Below are 16914 nucleotides of genomic sequence, written 5' to 3'. Positions count from 1 at the left end.
GCTTTTACGGACTTTCCTCCATGCTTTCAGTCTTTCGCCGTTTCATCCGCTCCAAATTCGGCGCCTTTGCGGCCCTGATCTTCCTGGGGATCATCGCGGCCGCCTTCATCATGGGGGACATTACGAGCGGCAAGTTCGGATCGTCCCTTGGCGGCGGCGAGACCGCCGCCAAGGCGGGCGGATCGCGCCTCACCATGACCGAATTGCAGGACCGGGTGCAGCGCGTGTTCGAAAATGCGCGCAGGTCCAATCCGGGATTGCAGATCGGCGACTTCCTGGCGCAGGGCGGCGCGGCGCAGGTCTATGACCAGCTTGTCGCGTCGATGACGCTGAAGGAATATGCGAGCGACCAGAAGGTCCACATCTCCAAGCGGCTGGTCGATGCCCAGATCGCGCAGATCCCCGCCTTCCAGGATGCGGCCGGCAATTTCAGCCAGGAGAATTTCCGGCAGTTGCTGCTGCGCGAGCGGATCACCGAACAGGCGCTGCGCGACGACATCAGCCGCGAGATACTGGAGCGGCAGATGCTGGCCCCGCTGGGGCTGGGCGTGAAGCTGACCGACTCCATGGTGCTGCCCTATGCCTCGCTGCTGCTGGAGGCGCGCCAGGGCACCATCGCCCTCGTTCCCGCGACCGCGTTCAAGGACATTGCCGACCCGACCGACGCGCAACTCGGCGATTTCTACAGGAAGAATGCCGCGCGCTATACGATTCCGGAACAGCGCCGCATCCGCTACGCCGTGATCGACGCTGAACGCTTCGCGCAGGCCGCGCAGCCCACCGATGCGGAGATCGCCGGCTATTATAACCAGAACAAGGCCGCCTACGCCGCGAAGGAGAGCCGCAGCTTCGAGCAATTGATCCTGCCGACCGAGGCGGGCGCCAAGGCGATCGCGGATCAGGTGAAGGGCGGCAAGTCGCTCGCCGGCGCAGCGCAATCGGCCGGCCTCTCCGTCTCCGAACTGAAGGACCAGAGCCGGGAGGCGCTGGCCTCCGCCGCGTCCGCCGCCGTCGCCAATGCCGGTTTTGCCGCGAAACAGGGCGAGCTGGTGGGGCCGCTGCGTGGATCGCTGGGCTGGGTGCTGCTGCGGGTCACGGCGGTCAGCACGACCCCGGCCCGCGCGCTGGCGGCGGTGCGGGACGAGATCGTCACCACGCTGCGCGCGCAGAAGGAGAAGCGGCTGCTCAATGACTTCACCGGCAAGATCGAGGATCAGATCGCCAATGGCGGCAGCTTCGAGGAAGTGGTGAAGGACAATGGCCTGAAGCTGGAAACGACGCCGTTCCTCGTCTCCTCCGGCAAGCAGGTGGAGGATGTGGCCTATCAGGTGCCGGCGGATGTGAAGCCGCTGCTCGCCCCTGTCTTCGGCATGAGCCAGGACGACGATGCGCAACTGGTCCCGATCGTTGCCGACAAGCGCTACGCCCTGACCGCGCCCGGCGACATACAGGCCGCCGCGCCGCCGCCGCTCGCCAAGGTGAAGGCGCTGGTCGCGATGCAGTACAAGCTGGCCCAGGGCAATGAGAAGGCCAAGGCATTGGCCGAGCAGATCCGCGCCAAGGTCGCCAAGGGCATGAAGCTGGACGAGGCGGTCGCCGCCGCCGGCGTCGCCCTGCCCAAGCCGCAGGTGGTGGGCGGCCGCCGCGCCGACATCATGCGCGACGGCCAGCGTCCGCCCGCCGAGGTGGCGATGCTGTTCACCATGGCGACCAACAGCGTGAAGACGCTGCCCGCCGGGCAGGATCGCGGCTATTTCGTGGTGCAGTTGAACGGCATCAAGCGCGGCGATGCAGGCAGCGACAAGGCGCTGGTGAATCAGGTCCGCGACCAGCTCAGCGAAGTCGTCGGCCAGGAATATGGCCAGCAGTTCGAGCGCGCCGTCGAGAAGGAGCTGGGCGTCAGGCGGAACGCCAATGCGGTGGCCGGCGTGCAGCGCGCGCTCGCCAACGCCAATAGTGGCGGTCAGTAAGGTGGTTGCGGGGAGACCGGCGGGGATGGACGGCATCGAGAGCGCGCGCAAGGCATTGGCGGCGGGGCAATCCGCGCTGGTGTGGCGGCGCCAGATCGCCGACACGGACACGCCGATTTCCGCCGCGCTGAAATTGTTCGAGCCCGATCGCGGCGATTTCCTGCTGGAATCGGTCGAGGGCGGCGCGGTGCGAGGCCGCCACAGCCTGATCGGGCTCGCCCCCGACCTCGTCTTCCGGGCGCAGGGCCATGCGGCGGAGATCAACCGGCAATGGGCGACCGACCGGGAGGCCTTCGTGCCGGAAGGCGCCGACGCGCTGGACGCGTTGCGGGCGCTGGTGGCGGAGTGCCGGGCTGAGCTCGATCCGGCGCTGCCCGCTGCGCTGGCCTGCCTGGTCGGCTATTTCGGTTATGAGACGGTCGGGCTGGTCGAGAAGCTGCCGCGTCCGCCTGAAAATGCGATTGCGCTGCCCGACATGCTGTTCGTGCGGCCGACGGTGATATTGGTGTTCGACCGGCTGGCCGATGCACTGTTCCTGGTCGCGCCGGTGTGGAAGGGAAGCTTTGCCGATGCCGACCGCGCCGTCGAGCAGGCGCTGGAACGGATCGACGCCGTTGCCGCCCGGCTGGCGGCTCCCCTCCCCGCGCAGGCCGCTCCCGCCGGGATTGCCGAAGTCGCCGTGACGCCGGTGCTGGAGCCGGGCCGCTATGCCGCGATGGTCGAAAAGGCGAAGGACTATATCGTTGCGGGCGACATTTTTCAGGTGGTGCTGGCGCAGCGCTTCACCAGCCCGTTCACGCTGCCGCCGATTGCGCTTTACCGGGCATTGCGGCGGATCAACCCTTCGCCCTTCCTTTATTATCTCGACCTGCCCGGCTTTGCGCTGATCGGGTCGAGTCCGGAAATCCTGGTCCGGGCGCGGGACGGCGAGGTCACGATCAGGCCCATCGCCGGCACCCGGCCGCGCGGCAGGAATGCCGTCGAGGACGCCGCCAACCGCGAAAGCCTGCTGGCCGACCCCAAGGAGCGGGCGGAGCATCTGATGCTTCTGGACCTGGGGCGCAACGATGTGGGGCGGGTCGCGGCGGCCGGCACCGTCACCGTGACGGACAGCTACAGCGTCGAATTCTACAGCCATGTGATGCATATCGTGTCGAACGTGGTGGGACGGCTGGCGCCGGACCGGGACGCGCTGGACGCCTTGTTCGCGGGCTTTCCCGCGGGGACCGTGTCGGGAGCGCCCAAGGTGCGCGCCTGCGAGATCATCGCGGAACTGGAGCCGGAAACGCGCGGGGCCTATGCCGGGGGCGTCGGCTATTTCGGGCCGGACGGCAATATGGATAGCTGCATCGTGCTACGCACCGCCGTGCTCAAGGACGGCGTGATGCATGTGCAGGCGGGCGCGGGCATCGTCGCGGATTCGACGGCGGAATATGAGCAGCGGGAGTGCGAGGCGAAGAGCGGCGCGTTGCTCGCCGCTGCGCGGGAAGCGGTGGCGCTGGCGCGCGAGTCGGGATTTGGGCAGTAGGGTTGTTGCGGTGAGTGGCGGCGGGCTATGGCCATCCCAGGACATTCCCCTCTCGTAAACGGGAGGGGTTAGGGGTGGGCGCGAGCGGAGCGAGCTTCTGACTTGGCCGTTGCAAAACAACGCGGATGTTGCGCCAGCCCACCCCCTAACCCCCTCCGGCTTGCGGGAGGGGGAACATCCGCTCCCCACCCAAGCGCGCCATCGGTCAGCTCACTTCAAAGCTCCCCCCTGGCGCGCCGGATTTCGAACCATTTGCGCACATTGTCATTATGCTCTTGCAGCGTGTCCGCGAAGATATGGCCGCCCTTCCCGTCCGCGACGAAGTAGAGCGCCTTCGTCTCCGCCGGGTGCAGCACCGCGAGGATCGACAGGCGTCCCGGATTGGCGATCGGCCCCTTGGGCAGACCGGTCATCGCATAGGTGTTATAGTCGTTGACCGCGGCGATTTCGGACTTCCTGATCCGCCGGCCCAAGGGCTTGCCCCGGGTGATCGGATAGATGATCGTCGGATCGGCCTGGAGCATCATGCGCGCCTTCAGGCGATTGCCGTAAACCCCGGCGACGGTCGGCCGCTCGGCAGGCACGGCCGTTTCCTTTTCGACGATGCTGGCGAGGATGACGGCTTCCCCGGGCGTTTTTGCGACTGTGTTGGGCGCCCGTTCCGCCCACATCTTCGCCAGCGCCTTGCTCATCGCACCCTGCATGCGCTTCAGCACCGCCGCCCGGCTCTCGCCCTTGTCGAAGGCATAGCTGTCGGGCAGAACGCTGCCTTCCTCCGGCACCGGAATCTCGCCCGTCAGTTCCTCATTCGCCATCAGCCGTTCATGGACCAGGATGGAGGGCATGCCCTCCGGTATGGTGATCAGCCGGGTCAGCGTCCTGCCGCCCTGGAGGATACGGAAAATATCGGAATTGCTGGCGCCCTTGGGAATCAGGAATTCGCCCGCCTTGATCGACTTGCCGCGGCCGAAGACCTTGGCCCGCGTCAGGAAGGCATCGGCGGAGCGCACCGCCCCCTTCTGCTTCAGGAGAATGGCGGTGTCCGCGATGGTCGAGCCTTCGGGCACGACGATGGCGATGTCCTTCGTCGCCGGGCCTGCCTCGGTCCAGCCATAGACGAAGCGGAAAGCGACGAACGCCGCGACGGCCAGGCCGATCAGCACTATGCCCAAGCCAAGCCGTCGCATCGCCGATGTCTCAGACCGCCTTCATGATGAGCGAGGCGTTGGTGCCGCCGAAGCCGAACGAATTGTTCAGCACCGCGCGCACCTTGCGTTCTTTGGCGACATGCGGGACGAGGTCGACGCCCTTGCAGCTTTCGCTCGGCTCGTCGAGGTTCAGCGTCGGCGGCACGATCTGGTCGCGCAGCGCCAGGATGCAGAAGATGCTCTCCACCGCGCCCGCGCCGCCCAGCAGATGGCCGATGGCCGACTTGGTCGAGCTCATCGACATGGTGCCCAGATGTTCCCCGAACAGCCGCTTCACCGCGCCCAGTTCCAGCTCGTCGCCCAAAGGCGTCGAGGTGCCGTGCGCGTTCACATAGTCGATGTCGCCAAGGCCGAGGCCGGATTTCCTGAGCGCCATTTCCATGGAACGATAGGCGCCATTGCCCTCCGGATGGGGGGCGGTGACGTGATAGGCGTCGCCCGACAGGCCATAGCCGACGACTTCGGCGTAGATTTTCGCGCCGCGCGCCTTGGCCCGCTCATATTCCTCCAGCACGACCACGCCCGCGCCTTCGCCCATGACGAAGCCGTCGCGGTTGACGTCATAGGGCCGCGAAGCCTTTTCCGGCGTGTCGTTGAAGGCGGTGGAAAGCGCGCGGGCCTGGGCGAAGCCGGCGATGCCGATCGGGCAGATCGCGCTTTCCGCGCCGCCCGCAAGCATCACGTCGGCATCGTCCAGCGCGATCATGCGGGCAGCGTCGCCGATCGAATGCGCACCGGTCGAGCAGGCTGTCACGACGGCGTGATTGGGGCCCATGAGACCGTATTTGATCGACACCTGGCCGGAGATCAGGTTGATGAGGCGGCCATGGACGAAGTGCGGGCTGACCCGGCCCGGCCCCCGGTTCGCCAGCACCAGCGATTCGCTTTCGATGCCCGGCAGGCCGCCGATGCCCGAACCGATCGAGCAGCCGGCGCGCAGACGATCCTCCTCGCTCATATTGTCGAGACCGGCGTCGCGCAGCGCCTGGCTGGCGGCGGAAATGCCATAGACGATGAACGGGTCGACCTGCCGCTGGATCTTGTGATCCACGTCCAGCCCGGCATCATAGCCATATTCATGATCCGCCGGCTTCACTTCGCAGGCGATGCGGCACTTATATTCGCTGGCGTCGAAGCGCGTGATCGTCGCCGCGCCGGACTTCGACGCGATGATGTTCTTCCAGGTCGTTTCCACATCCCCGCCAAGCGGGCTGACCATGCCAAGGCCGGTGACGACAACACGACGCATATGCTTGCTCCGAAAAATAGTCTTTGGCTCAACGCCGCCCATCTAGCCATTGGAAAGGCGATTGTGAACGGGACCAGATACGAAAAGGCTCCCCAAGACCCGGTTTTGCCGGACAGGAGGAGCCATTCCCTTTTGTAAACGCAGCGGCCACCCGATGCCGGGCAGGCCGCCGAACGCTCTTACTGCTTGCTGTCGATATAATCGATGGCATCCTTGACGGTGGCGATCTTCTCGGCCGCATCGTCGGGGATTTCGACGCCGAATTCTTCCTCGAACGCCATCACCAACTCAACGATGTCCAGGCTGTCAGCGCCCAGATCGTCGATGAAGCTCGCATCCTCGGTCACCTTTTCGGCTTCGACGCCCAGATGCTCGACGACGATTTTCTTTACGCGATCCGCGGTCTCACTCATGAGTGGTCCTTCTTACTGGGTATCGTTGATGGTTCTGAATATTTGTTAAGGCATGCCCTAGAGGCAAGCCCAACGAGAGGCAAGAGGCAAGAAACAATCGGATGGCATCGCCCCACCTGCATTCGACTCCTCAGCCCCGATGGCACAAGGTTGCCCTTTTGCAAATGCCCAAAATTTTCGGCCGCGATGGAATAAAGCCGCAGCGTGGGACTTTGGGACCGACCGATCCTTCCCCCTCAGATCATCGCCATGCCGCCATTGACGTGCAGCGTCTGGCCGGTGACGTAACCCGCTTCCTTGCTGGCGAGATAGACCACGGCCGCGCCGATGTCCTCCCCCGCGCCCAGATCGCCCGCCGGAATCCTGGCGAGGATCGCGCCTTTCTGCGCATCGTTCAGCGCGTCGGTCATGGCGGAGCGGATGAAGCCGGGCGCGACGCAGTTCACGGTGATGCCCCGGCTCGCCAGTTCCTGTCCCAGCGACTTGGACATGCCGATGATGCCGGCCTTGGACGCGGCATAATTGGCCTGTCCCGGATTGCCGGTGACGCCCACGACCGAGGTGATGGACACGATGCGGCCGAAACGCGCCTTCATCATCGGCTTGGCGGCGGCGCGGGCCAGGCGGAAGGCGGCCTCCAGATTGACGGCGATCACGTCCGACCATTCCTCGTCCTTCATGCGCAGGATCAGGTTGTCGCGGGTGATGCCGGCATTGTTGACGAGGATGTCGAGCTTGCCGCCCAGCGCTTCCACCGCTTGGCCCACCAGCGCGTCGACCGCCGCCGGGTCGCCGAGGTTGCAGACGAGCGTCTTGTGATCACCGCCCAGTTCCGCGGCGAAGGCCTTCAGCTTCTCCTCATTGCTGCCCGAAAGGGCGAGCGTGGCGCCCTGCGCGGCGAGGGCCTTCGCAATGGCCGAGCCGATGCCCCCCGAAGCGCCCGTCACCAGCGCGGTCATGCCTGTCAGATCGAACATTCTAATCTCCCTTGAAGTTCGGCGTCCGGCGCTCGAAAAAGGCGTCGATCGCCTCATCATGATCCGCCGTCGCATGGGCCAGCGCCTGCATCGCGCCCGCCATTTCCATGATCTGGTTCAATTCCGCCGTCTGCGCCGCGCGCAGCAGCCGCTTGGTCATCCGCGTGGCATGGGGCGGATTGGCGGCGATCCTGTCGGCCACCCTGCGCGCCGCCGCCAGCAGGTCGGCGTCCGGCACCACCTCGCTCACCAGCCCGATCCGCAGCGCCTCTTCCGCGTCGATGGTCTCACCGGTCAGCGCCAGTTCGGTCGCCTTGGAGAAGCCGACGATGCGCGGCAGCAGCCACGCGCCGCCATCGCCGGAAACGATGCCCAGCTTGACGAAGGATTCCGCGAATTTTGCCGATTGCGCCGCGATCCTGACATCGCACATCAGCGTCAGGTCGCAGCCCGCGCCGATGGCCGGGCCGTTGACTGCCGCGATCACCGGCAGTTCGAGCGCCTGGAACAGCAGCGGCAGCCGCTGGATTCCCGCCCGGTAGTTGCGCCGCGTCTGCGCCGGCAGTCCCGCGCGCAGGCCGCCCGCATCAGGGCGCATCGCATTGAGGTCGCCCCCCGATGAAAAGGCGCTGCCCGCCCCGGTCAGGATCGCCACCCGCACCGACAGGTCGCGATCCGCCTGCTCGAACACCGCGCACAGGGCGTCGACCATCGCCGGATCGGAGATCGGGTTGCGCCGGTCCGGCATGTCGAGCGTGACCGTCAGGACGGCTCCGTCACGGCTGGTCAGGACGGGAGCGCTGCTCATGCCGCCGCTCACAGCGCGCCCAGCGCGGCCTCGATATCGTCCATCGTCACGACGCTGCGCACGGTGGCGTCGGGAGCGATGCGCTTCACCATCGGACCCAGCACCTTGCCGCCCAGTTCGACGAATTCGGTGACGCCCGCGTCCCACATGGCGGCGACGGATTCGCGCCAGCGCACGCGGCCCGTCACCTGCTCGACCAGCCGCAGCCTGATCTCGTCCGGATCGGCGATCGCGCTTGCCAGCACATTGGCATAGACCGGCAGCAGCGGCGTGTTGATCGCCGCCTTGCCCAGGGCATCCTCCATCGCCTCCGCCGCGGGCTGCATCAGCGGGCAGTGGAAGGGCGCGGAAACCGGCAGCAGGACGCCGCGCTTGATGCCATGGTCCTTCACCAGCGCGACGGCGCGCTCGATCGCGCCGCGATGGCCGGAAATCACCACCTGCGTCGGATCATTGTCATTGGCGACGGTGCAGACCTCACCCTCGGCAGCCGCCTCCGCCAATGCCTGCGCCTTTTCGATGTCGGCCCCGAGCAGGGCAGCCATCGCGCCCTCGCCCACCGGCACCGCCGCCTGCATCGCCTGGCCGCGCAGCTTCAGCAGCTTCGCCGTCGTGCCGATGTCGAATGCCTCCGCCGCGCACAGCGCGCTATATTCGCCCAGCGAGTGACCGGCGACATAATCGCCCTTCTCCGCCAGCGAAAAGCCGCCTTCCTTCTGCATCACGCGCAGGGTCGCCAGCGCATTGGCCATGATCGCGGGCTGGGCGTTTTCCGTCAGCGTCAGGTCGCTTTCCGGCCCCTCCACCATGATGCGGAACAAATGCTGCGACAGGGCGTCATCGACCTCCTGAAACAGTTCCCTCGCGGCCGGGCTCGCATCGGCCAGCGCCTTGCCCATGCCGACCGACTGGCTGCCCTGCCCTGGAAAAAGAAATGCCCTCATCATCCACCTTCTGACATGCGCGCCCCTGCAAAAGCGCAATTTTTCAAAGTCGTTACACTTTGAGACACAAATGCCGTTGAGGCGCCCGGCCCATTTCGGCAGTTCTCGTTGGAGGACCGCCTTTAACGATGACGGAGTATAAGGAAAAGGTGCGATATCGCTTTGGATGGATCACGGGAACCGCGCTGGTCCTGTCGGGCTGCGCAGCCGGTCCCGATTATCGCGCCCCTGCCCCCGCAGCGCTCGGCGTGCCGGCGGCCTATAGCCAGGGCGGCGGCGCTCCGCTCGACGAAGCGGAGCTTGGCACCTGGTGGACGCGGCTCGACGATCCGGCGCTGAGCGGCCTGATCGACCGGGCGATCGCCAATAATCTGGACATTGTTCAGGCGCAGGCGCGTCTGCGCCAGGCGCGGGAGTCGCTGCGGCAGGCAAGGGCCGCCTTCCTGCCGCAGGTGAACGGATCGGCCAGCGGCGGGCGCAACTACAGCAGCCGGGATGCGGGCGGCCGGCTGGACCCCAGCGGCAATCCGATCGGCGGCGGCGGCTCCAAGTGGTCGAGCAGCTATTCCGTCGGCGCCAATGCAAGCTGGCAGGTCGACCTGTTCGGTGAACTGTCCCGTTCGGCGGAGGCCGCGCGGGCCGATCTTGCCGCATCCGGCTATGACCTGGCCAATGTGCGGGCGACGATCGTCTCCGAACTCGTCACCAACTATGTGCAGGCGCGTCTGGCGCAGGAGCAGTTGCGCGTCGCGCGGGAGACGCAGGCGATCCAGCAGGACAATTACAACATCGCCAACTGGCGGCTTCAGGCGGGCCTCGTCTCCTCGATCGACGCGGAGCAGGCGCGGGCGCAACTGGCGCAGACCAACGCCACCGTCCCGCAGCTTGAGGCGAGCCTTCGGGGCAGCCTCAACCGTATCGCCGTGCTGACGGGGCAGGCGCCCGGCGAAGCGACCCGGAGCCTTGAAACGCCGGCGCCGATTCCCGCCGCGCCCGCGCAGATCGCCACCGGCATTCCCGCCGACACGCTGCGCCAGCGGCCGGACGTGCGCTCGGCCGAACGGGCGCTGGCCGCCGCGACGGCGCGCATCGGCGTGGCGCAGGCGCAGCTTTATCCTTCCCTTGGCATCAGCGGCAATATCGGCACCACGTCCAACAGTTTCAAAGACCTGTTCAGCCTGGTCACCGGCGGCGTATTCGCCAATGTGGCGCAGGTCATCTTCGACGGCGGACGCCTCGCCTCGCAGGTCCGTTCGCAACGGGCGGCCACCGACGCCGCCTTCGCCGCCTACAAGCAGGCGGTGCTGTCCGCGCTGGAGGATGTGGAGAATGCCATGGCGTCGCTGTCGAGCGCCCGCGCCCGCAAGGCGGAGTTCGCGACCGCCTATGAAGCGTCGAACAATGCCGCGATACTGGCGCGCAGCCAGTACCAGGCGGGCCTGATCGATTTCCAGACGCTTTCCCAGAGCGAGAATTCGCTTTTGAACGCGCGCAACAGCCTTGCCGGCGCGCAATCCGACGAGGTCCTTGGCCTGGCCCAGCTTTACAATGCGCTGGGCGGCGGCTGGCAGAATATGGAAGGCCGTCCCCCCTCATGAGCAAAAAGACGAGCAATGATGTGACCAGCGATCAGGACATCAACGACTTTCTTGGCGCGCGGCCGGAAAAACCGTGGCGCAAATGGGTGGTCCGTGGCGCGGTGGGCGTCGCCCTGCTGATCCTCATCCTGCTGCTTGCGCGCTGCTTTTCGGGCGACGACAAGCCCAATTATGCGACGCGGGAAGTGCGCAAGGGCGACCTTACCGTCTCCGTATCGGCCACCGGCAATCTGAAGCCCATCAATCAGGTCGATGTCGGTTCCGAACAGTCGGGCAAGATCACGGCGGTCTATGTCGATGTGAACGACCGCGTGACCAGGGGGCAGAAGCTGGCCGAACTCGACACCCGGCGGCTGGTGGATACGATCAACCAGAACCGCGCGCAGCTTTCCTCCTCGCAGGCCAGCGTGGCGCAGGCGGAAGCGCAGGCGGCGCTGGCCAGGGCGACGCTCGACCGCCAGCTCAACGTGTTCAAGCTTTCCGGCGGGCGCGTTCCCGCCAGGACGGAACTGGACGCCGCCCGGGCCGACTATAGTTCCGCCCTCGCCAACCTCCGCTCCGCACAGGCGCAGGTTCGCGTTTCCCAGGCGCAGCTTTCCACGGCGCAGACCAATCTTTCCATCGCCCAGATCGTCTCGCCCGTGACCGGCGTCGTCCTGTCCCGCGACATAGAGCCGGGCCAGACCGTCGCCGCCTCGCTCAACGCGCCGGTGCTCTTCACCATTGCGGAAGACCTGACCCAGATGGAGGTGGAGGTTTCCGTCGACGAGGCGGATGTGGGACAGGTGAAGGAGGGCCAGAGCGCCAATTTCTCCGTCGACGCCTTCCCCGGCCGCACCTTTCCGGCGCGGGTGACGCGGGTCAATGTGGGCTCCAACAGCGCCAGCAGCAGCAGCTCCTCCTCCTCGTCGGGCGGCAGCGCGGCCAGCAGCACGACGGGCACCGTCGTCGCCTATACGGCGGTGCTGTCGGTGGACAACAAGGACGAGATATTGCGCCCCGGCATGACCGCGACCGCCGACATCGTGACGCAGGAACTGCATGACGTGCTGCTGGTCCCCAACAGCGCGCTTCGCTTCAAGCCCAGCGCGGGCAACCAGGGCGGCGGCATCACCAGCCAGATCGTCCCCGGCCCCCGCAGGTTCCGGCGCGGCGGCGCGAGCCGGCAGGTCAGTTTCGGCATCGGCAGCAGCCAGACCGTCTATGTCGTGGGCGAGGACGGCAATCCCAAGGCCGTGCAGGTGACCGTCGGCGCCAGCGACGGCGCGCGCACGGTCATCACGGGCGGCGACCTGAAACCGGGCATGCGCGTCATCACCGGGCAGCTTGCGGCCGGCCAGCAGGCGCCGGCGGAGGATCAGGCCGATGGCGGTTCGCAGGGCGGCGGGCCGCGCGACCGCAACCGCCGGACGGAAGGCGGCCGGTCCACCGACGGCAGCCCGGCCACTGTCGGGAAGCTCGGCAATTCGGGCGACGGGAAGGCCGAAACCGCGCCGGTCGCGCCATCGGCGCCGAAGGGCCAGGGCGGCGAGCCGCGCGGCACCGGCCGGCAGAGCGGAACCTGACGCGCATGGCCGCCGATCCGATCATCTCCCTTCGCGGCGTCACCAAGGTCTATGGCTCCGGCCCGACCGCCTTTCAGGCGCTGAAGGGCATCGACCTCGACATTGCGCAAGGCGATTTCGTGGCGGTCATGGGGCCTTCGGGCTCCGGCAAGTCGACGACGATGAACATATTGGGCTGCCTCGACGTGCCCTCCGGCGGGGAGTTCCTGTTCAAGGGCCGTCATGTCGAAACGCTCGACCGCGACCAGCGCGCCCTGCTGCGCCGCCGCTATCTGGGCTTCGTGTTCCAGGGGTTCAACCTGCTGTCCCGCACCACGGCGCTGGAAAATGTCGAACTGCCCCTGCTCTATCGCGGCGAGGACAAGAAGACCCGATATGAGGCGGGCATGGCGGCGCTCGACAAGGTGGGCCTGAAGGACTGGTGGGACCATACGCCCGCCGAACTGTCCGGCGGGCAGCAGCAGCGCGTCGCCATCGCCCGCGCCATCGTGACCCAGCCCGACGTGCTGCTGGCGGACGAGCCGACCGGCAACCTCGATTCCGAAAGATCGGTGGAGATCATGGAACTGCTGACCGACCTCAACCGCAATGGCGGCATCACCGTGCTGATGGTGACGCATGAGCCGGACATGGCGGCCTTCGCGCGGACCATCGTGCATTTCAAGGATGGGTTGGTGGAGCGGGTCGAACAGGGAGTGACGGCGTGATGGCGATATTTTCCCCCGTCATTCCCTCCTTCGCGGGGATGACGGAAATGAACGAAGGCGCGCGCTGAAGATGCTGGGCACCACCGTCATCCTCGCCTTTCGCGCGATCAACCGGCACAAGCTGCGCAGCTTCCTCACCACGCTGGGCATCATCATCGGCGTGGCGGCGGTCGTCACCATGGTCACGCTGGGCAATGGCGCGACCGCCGCCGTGCGCGAACAGATCAGCTCGCTTGGCGCCAATGTGCTGCAACTTCGTCCCGGCCAGGGGTTCGGCCGGGGCGGCGGCGGACCGCGCCCGCCCGACTTCAAGCCCGCCGACCTGACCGCCATCGAGAACCAGCTTACCGGCGTCCGCGCGGTCGCACCGATGGTGCAGTCGAGCGGCACGGCCATCTATGAAGGCAGCAACTGGTCCACCACCGTCTATGGCACCACCGCCGCCTATTTCGAGGTGCAAAGCTGGAAGGCCGACACCGGCCGCCTTTTCATGCCGGAGGAGGAGGAAGCGGGAAAACCCGTCTGCATCATCGGCAATACGGTGCGCACCAACCTGTTCCAGAGCAATGACCCCATCGGCAAGCGCATACGCATCAAGGGCGTATCCTGCCAGGTGATCGGCGCGCTCGCGACACGGGGCCAGGGCGGCTTCGGGGATCAGGACGATGTGGTGGTCATGCCGATCAAGTTCGTCCAGCGCCGCTTCACCGGCGACCGCGACATCAGCCAGATCATGGTCGCGGTGGACGACGCCTATGACACCAGCACGGTCCAGACCAGCCTGGAGGAGCTGATGCGCGAACGCCGCAAGGTGAAGCCGGGCGCGGAAGATAATTTCAACGTCTTCGACACCAAGCAGATCAGCGACACGCTGACCGGCACCACCACTATATTGACGCAGATCGTGGCGGCGGTGGCGGCGATTTCCCTGCTGGTGGGGGGCATCGGCATCATGAACATCATGCTGGTGTCGGTGACGGAGCGCACCCGCGAGATCGGCATCCGCCTCGCCATCGGCGCGGTCGCTCGCGAAGTGCTGATGCAGTTTCTGGTCGAGGCCATCGTGCTGTCCTGCCTGGGCGGGCTGATCGGCCTGTTCCTGGCGCTGATCGCCTCGGTCGCGATCGCTCCGCTGATGCAGGTGCCCTTCATCTTCGATGTGAAGGTGAATCTGATCGCCTTCCTCTTCTCGGCCGCGATCGGTGTCGTCTTCGGCTATTTTCCGGCCCGCCGCGCCGCCGCGCTCAACCCGATAGACGCCCTGCGCCACGAATAGGCGATGGCTTGTTCATGGCGCAGGCAGGGCGCCGGTTCCGGGTCTGGGACCGGGCTCCCGCCTTCGCGGGAAACATTCAATTCCCCCTGCCCGTTACATTTTCTCACAATTTTTTTGGCTGCCGGCACAGTCCTGCGACAAGCGCCGCCTATCGCTCCCCCATGACGCCCGCAGGGCATTGCGAAAGGGAGATCATGATCAAGACCGCCATTCTGGGCCTGTCGGCCTGCGCCCTGCTGTTCGGCCTGGGCGTCGGCCCCTGGGGCGGCGTCCCCGGTCCCCGGCCCGCACCCGTGCTGGAGGGCAAGGACCGTCCGATCCTGCTCCAGCGCATGGTCGTGACGGCAACGCCGCTTTCCGACTGACCTCATCCGCGCCTTCTACCCACCATCGTGCGCCAAAGGGGGCGCCGGCTGGCGATAAAGCAGAGGTGGCGACAGAAACCTGAAGCGTCCGGCCTGCGTCCGATCCACCTGACGCAGCGCGCTCCGGAACGAAGCCCTGAAGCCTTCCATGCCATGGCTCAGGCGGAAAATGGAAATACGCCTTCTTCGAAAAGCTGAACGGACATTCATGCAAATCACTGGAAAAACAGGAATTATGAACCGATATTCAGACTAATTCCGCATCTGTTACAATTTCCGACATTCTTTGCTGACCGATGGCACAAGCCTGCGACAAATGCGTCCTATTTCTGCTTCAACGCCGGACAGCCGGCGGCAAGATCGAAGAAGAAGGAGCAAGTCCATGTTCAGGAAGTTTCTCGCGGCGCTGACCGCCACCACCATGATCGCAAGCCCCATGGTCGTCAGCCAGGCCCAGGCCGCGCCGCAGCGGGAAGTGCATCAGGTGGTGAAGCATGGTCCCCATGGCCGCACCGTCACCAAGACCACGGTGATCCGCAAGGACAATCATCGCCGCTGGGCCAAGGGTCAGCGTTTCGACCGCCGCCATGCGAGCAACTATCGCGTGATCGACAATTATCGCGGCTATCGCCTGCGCACCCCGCCGCGCGGCTATCATTGGGTTCGTTCGGGCAATGACGCGCTGTTGGTCGCCATCGCCAGCGGCATCATCGCATCGGTCGTCACCGGCGCGATCCGTTAAGGCCGAGACGCCCCGGAGCCGCGCTCCGGGGCGTCCTATACCAGCCCCGTCAGATAATAGACCGCGATCACCACGAAGACGGTGAAGGTCTTGATCAACGTCAGAGCGAAAATATCCTTATAGGCCTGCCGGTGCGTCAGGCCCGTCACCGCCAGCAAGGTGATGATCGCGCCATTGTGCGGCAGGCTGTCCATCCCTCCGCTCGCCATGGAGGCCACCCGGTGCAGCACCTCGCGCGGGATGCCCGCCGCATCGCCCGCCGCCGCGAACTGTTCCGCCATGGCGGCAAGCGCGATCGACAGCCCACCCGAAGCCGAGCCGGTGATCCCGGCAAGCGACGTCACGGTAATCGCCTCGTTGACCAGTGGATCGGGCACGGCCTTCAGCGCTTCCTTCACCGCCAGAAAACCCGGCAGCGCGGCGATCACCGCGCCGAAGCCATATTCGACCGCCGTATTCATCCCCGCCAGCAGCGCGCCGCCCACGGCCGCCTTCGACCCATCGGCAAAGCGCCGCGCCACTTGCGGGAAAGCGAAGAGCAGGATCGTCCCTATGCCCAGCAGCAGGGCGCCCTCCACCGCCCAGAGCGCGGCGACCTGAGCCACCTTCACCACGACGGGATCAGTCAGGCCGGCCAGCGACACGGCCACCTCCTCCCCCGCCACAAGGCGCGGGATCAGCATGGTCAGCGCCAGATTGCCCAATCCCACCACCAGCAGCGGCAGCAGGGCGATCAGCGGATGCACGGTCCGATCGCCCCGGTCCGCGGCTTCCGGCTCGTTCACCAGGGTCTCCGGCGCGCCATAGCCCTCCCCCGCCGCCTGCATCGCGCGCCTGCGCCAGCCCAGATAGGTGAGGCCCAGACCCATGATGCAGACCGATCCTGCCAGACCCAGCACCGGCGCCGCCCAGGCGGTCGTGCCGAAGAAGCTGGTCGGGATGATGTTCTGGATCTGCGGCGTTCCCGGCATCGCATCCATGGTGAAGGTGATGGCGCCAAGACCGATGGTCGCGGGTATCAGCCGCTTGGGAATGTCGCCCTGCCGGAACATCTCCGCGGCGAAGGGATAGACGGCGAACACCGCCACGAACACCGAAACGCCGCCATAGGTCAGCAGCGCCGACACCAGCATGATCGCGGGGATCGCCTGGCCTGCCCCCACCAGCCCGATCACGGCGGTCACGATCGCGCGCGAGAAGCCGGAAACCTCTATCAGCTTGCCGAACAGCGCGCCGAGCAGGAATACCGGGAAATAAAGCTTCAGGAAGCTTCCCACCCTTTCCATGAAAACGCCGGAAAAGACCGCTGGCACGGCGGCGGGATCGGTCAGGAACACGGCCAGCATCGCCAGCAGCGGCGCCATCACGATGACGCTCATCCCCCGATAGGCCGCGACCATCAGCAATATCAGCGACAGGGCCGCTATTCCGACCGCCATAAGATACCCCCCTCCGTTCGGGCTGAACCTGTCGAAGCCCGCCCGTCAATCCTTGCAACCGAGATTAAAGAAGAAAAGGGCTTCGACAAGCTCATCCCGAACGGTAAAATTGCGTGCCCCTGCTG

The 16914-nt window shown here is 66.1% G+C and carries 15 protein-coding genes; 8 read left to right on the top strand and 7 right to left on the bottom strand.

Features of this window, described 5'->3' with window-relative positions:
* Positions 1-20: 20 nt before the first annotated feature.
* On the top strand, positions 21-1970 hold the full coding sequence (locus LDB29_RS03290; protein WP_193666757.1) for a peptidylprolyl isomerase: 1950 nt from the start codon (positions 21-23) through the stop codon (positions 1968-1970).
* Between the two features lie 25 nt (positions 1971-1995).
* Positions 1996-3498 (top strand): anthranilate synthase component I, encoded by a 1503-nt coding sequence (trpE, locus tag LDB29_RS03285; RefSeq protein ID WP_025550383.1) that lies wholly within the window; start codon positions 1996-1998, stop codon positions 3496-3498.
* Between the two features lie 215 nt (positions 3499-3713).
* On the opposite strand, the gene mltG is transcribed toward trpE, so the two are convergent.
* From mltG to fabD, 6 genes are all read right to left on the bottom strand, one after another.
* Entirely contained in the window at positions 3714-4685 is a 972-nt protein-coding gene (mltG, locus tag LDB29_RS03280) for an endolytic transglycosylase MltG (RefSeq protein ID WP_025549368.1), read from the bottom strand.
* Between the two features lie 10 nt (positions 4686-4695).
* A complete protein-coding gene (gene fabF / locus LDB29_RS03275; RefSeq protein WP_025549369.1) occupies positions 4696-5955 on the bottom strand; it encodes a beta-ketoacyl-ACP synthase II in 1260 nt (419 codons plus the stop codon).
* Positions 5956-6134: 179 nt separating this feature from the next.
* The gene (locus LDB29_RS03270; RefSeq protein ID WP_007689016.1) at positions 6135-6368 is read right to left on the bottom strand and encodes an acyl carrier protein; all 234 of its coding nucleotides are present in this window, start codon (positions 6366-6368) and stop codon (positions 6135-6137) included.
* A 236-nt stretch (positions 6369-6604) separates the two neighbouring features.
* Entirely contained in the window at positions 6605-7345 is a 741-nt protein-coding gene (gene fabG / locus LDB29_RS03265) for a 3-oxoacyl-[acyl-carrier-protein] reductase (RefSeq protein ID WP_025549370.1), read from the bottom strand.
* Position 7346: 1 nt separating this feature from the next.
* Positions 7347-8153 (bottom strand): crotonase/enoyl-CoA hydratase family protein, encoded by an 807-nt coding sequence (locus LDB29_RS03260; RefSeq protein WP_037482652.1) that lies wholly within the window; start codon positions 8151-8153, stop codon positions 7347-7349.
* A gap of 8 nt (positions 8154-8161) precedes the next feature.
* Positions 8162-9097: an ACP S-malonyltransferase gene (gene fabD, locus LDB29_RS03255; protein WP_025549372.1), complete on the bottom strand. Its 936-nt coding sequence runs from the start codon at positions 9095-9097 to the stop codon at positions 8162-8164.
* Positions 9098-9225: 128 nt separating this feature from the next.
* On the opposite strand from fabD, the gene LDB29_RS03250 reads away from it, so the two are divergent.
* The 6 genes from LDB29_RS03250 to LDB29_RS03225 all read left to right on the top strand — a co-directional run bounded on the left by LDB29_RS03250 (position 9226) and on the right by LDB29_RS03225 (position 15350).
* Positions 9226-10695: an efflux transporter outer membrane subunit gene (locus LDB29_RS03250; protein WP_052816701.1), complete on the top strand. Its 1470-nt coding sequence runs from the start codon at positions 9226-9228 to the stop codon at positions 10693-10695.
* Positions 10692-12260, top strand: coding sequence for an efflux RND transporter periplasmic adaptor subunit (locus LDB29_RS03245; protein WP_025549374.1), 1569 nt, complete (start codon positions 10692-10694; stop codon positions 12258-12260). The genes LDB29_RS03250 and LDB29_RS03245 overlap by 4 nt, the downstream gene beginning before the upstream one ends.
* Before the next feature lie 5 nt (positions 12261-12265).
* On the top strand, positions 12266-12967 hold the full coding sequence (locus LDB29_RS03240) for an ABC transporter ATP-binding protein (RefSeq protein WP_025549375.1): 702 nt from the start codon (positions 12266-12268) through the stop codon (positions 12965-12967).
* A 70-nt stretch (positions 12968-13037) separates the two neighbouring features.
* Positions 13038-14243 carry an ABC transporter permease gene (locus tag LDB29_RS03235; protein ID WP_025549376.1) on the top strand — a complete coding sequence of 402 codons (1206 nt, stop codon included), beginning with the start codon at positions 13038-13040 and terminating at the stop codon, positions 14241-14243.
* Between the two features lie 194 nt (positions 14244-14437).
* Complete coding sequence (locus LDB29_RS03230) at positions 14438-14608, top strand: hypothetical protein (RefSeq protein WP_193666756.1); 171 nt, start codon at positions 14438-14440, stop codon at positions 14606-14608.
* 382 nt (positions 14609-14990) lie between these two features.
* A complete protein-coding gene (locus LDB29_RS03225; protein WP_025549377.1) occupies positions 14991-15350 on the top strand; it encodes an RcnB family protein in 360 nt (119 codons plus the stop codon).
* A 35-nt stretch (positions 15351-15385) separates the two neighbouring features.
* Here LDB29_RS03225 and LDB29_RS03220 read toward each other — a convergent pair whose 3' ends face one another.
* Positions 15386-16789, bottom strand: coding sequence for a GntP family permease (locus LDB29_RS03220; RefSeq protein WP_025549378.1), 1404 nt, complete (start codon positions 16787-16789; stop codon positions 15386-15388).
* Positions 16790-16914: the final 125 nt, after the last annotated feature.

Origin of the sequence: Sphingobium sp. CFD-2 (assembly GCF_024611135.1) — a bacterium.
Classification (GTDB): Bacteria; Pseudomonadota; Alphaproteobacteria; order Sphingomonadales; family Sphingomonadaceae; genus Sphingobium; species Sphingobium fuliginis.
Note: the sequence above shows the minus strand (reverse complement) of the source record. Positions and strands in the feature narration are given on the sequence as shown.

What these genes read in the sequence shown, in the direction of transcription:
- LDB29_RS03225 (WP_025549377.1), top strand. Translation starts at nt 14,991, where the DNA reads ATGTTCAGGAAGTTTCTCGCGGCGCTGACCGCCACCACCATGATCGCA.
- LDB29_RS03235 (WP_025549376.1), top strand. Translation starts at nt 13,038, where the DNA reads ATGCTGGGCACCACCGTCATCCTCGCCTTTCGCGCGATCAACCGGCAC.
- fabD (WP_025549372.1), bottom strand. Translation starts at nt 9,097, where the DNA reads ATGAGGGCATTTCTTTTTCCAGGGCAGGGCAGCCAGTCGGTCGGCATG.
- LDB29_RS03290 (WP_193666757.1), top strand. Translation starts at nt 21, where the DNA reads ATGCTTTCAGTCTTTCGCCGTTTCATCCGCTCCAAATTCGGCGCCTTT.
- trpE (WP_025550383.1), top strand. Translation starts at nt 1,996, where the DNA reads ATGGACGGCATCGAGAGCGCGCGCAAGGCATTGGCGGCGGGGCAATCC.
- LDB29_RS03270 (WP_007689016.1), bottom strand. Translation starts at nt 6,368, where the DNA reads ATGAGTGAGACCGCGGATCGCGTAAAGAAAATCGTCGTCGAGCATCTG.
- LDB29_RS03250 (WP_052816701.1), top strand. Translation starts at nt 9,226, where the DNA reads ATGACGGAGTATAAGGAAAAGGTGCGATATCGCTTTGGATGGATCACG.
- LDB29_RS03260 (WP_037482652.1), bottom strand. Translation starts at nt 8,153, where the DNA reads ATGAGCAGCGCTCCCGTCCTGACCAGCCGTGACGGAGCCGTCCTGACG.
- LDB29_RS03245 (WP_025549374.1), top strand. Translation starts at nt 10,692, where the DNA reads ATGAGCAAAAAGACGAGCAATGATGTGACCAGCGATCAGGACATCAAC.
- fabG (WP_025549370.1), bottom strand. Translation starts at nt 7,345, where the DNA reads ATGTTCGATCTGACAGGCATGACCGCGCTGGTGACGGGCGCTTCGGGG.
- LDB29_RS03220 (WP_025549378.1), bottom strand. Translation starts at nt 16,789, where the DNA reads ATGGCGGTCGGAATAGCGGCCCTGTCGCTGATATTGCTGATGGTCGCG.
- LDB29_RS03240 (WP_025549375.1), top strand. Translation starts at nt 12,266, where the DNA reads ATGGCCGCCGATCCGATCATCTCCCTTCGCGGCGTCACCAAGGTCTAT.
- mltG (WP_025549368.1), bottom strand. Translation starts at nt 4,685, where the DNA reads ATGCGACGGCTTGGCTTGGGCATAGTGCTGATCGGCCTGGCCGTCGCG.
- LDB29_RS03230 (WP_193666756.1), top strand. Translation starts at nt 14,438, where the DNA reads ATGATCAAGACCGCCATTCTGGGCCTGTCGGCCTGCGCCCTGCTGTTC.
- fabF (WP_025549369.1), bottom strand. Translation starts at nt 5,955, where the DNA reads ATGCGTCGTGTTGTCGTCACCGGCCTTGGCATGGTCAGCCCGCTTGGC.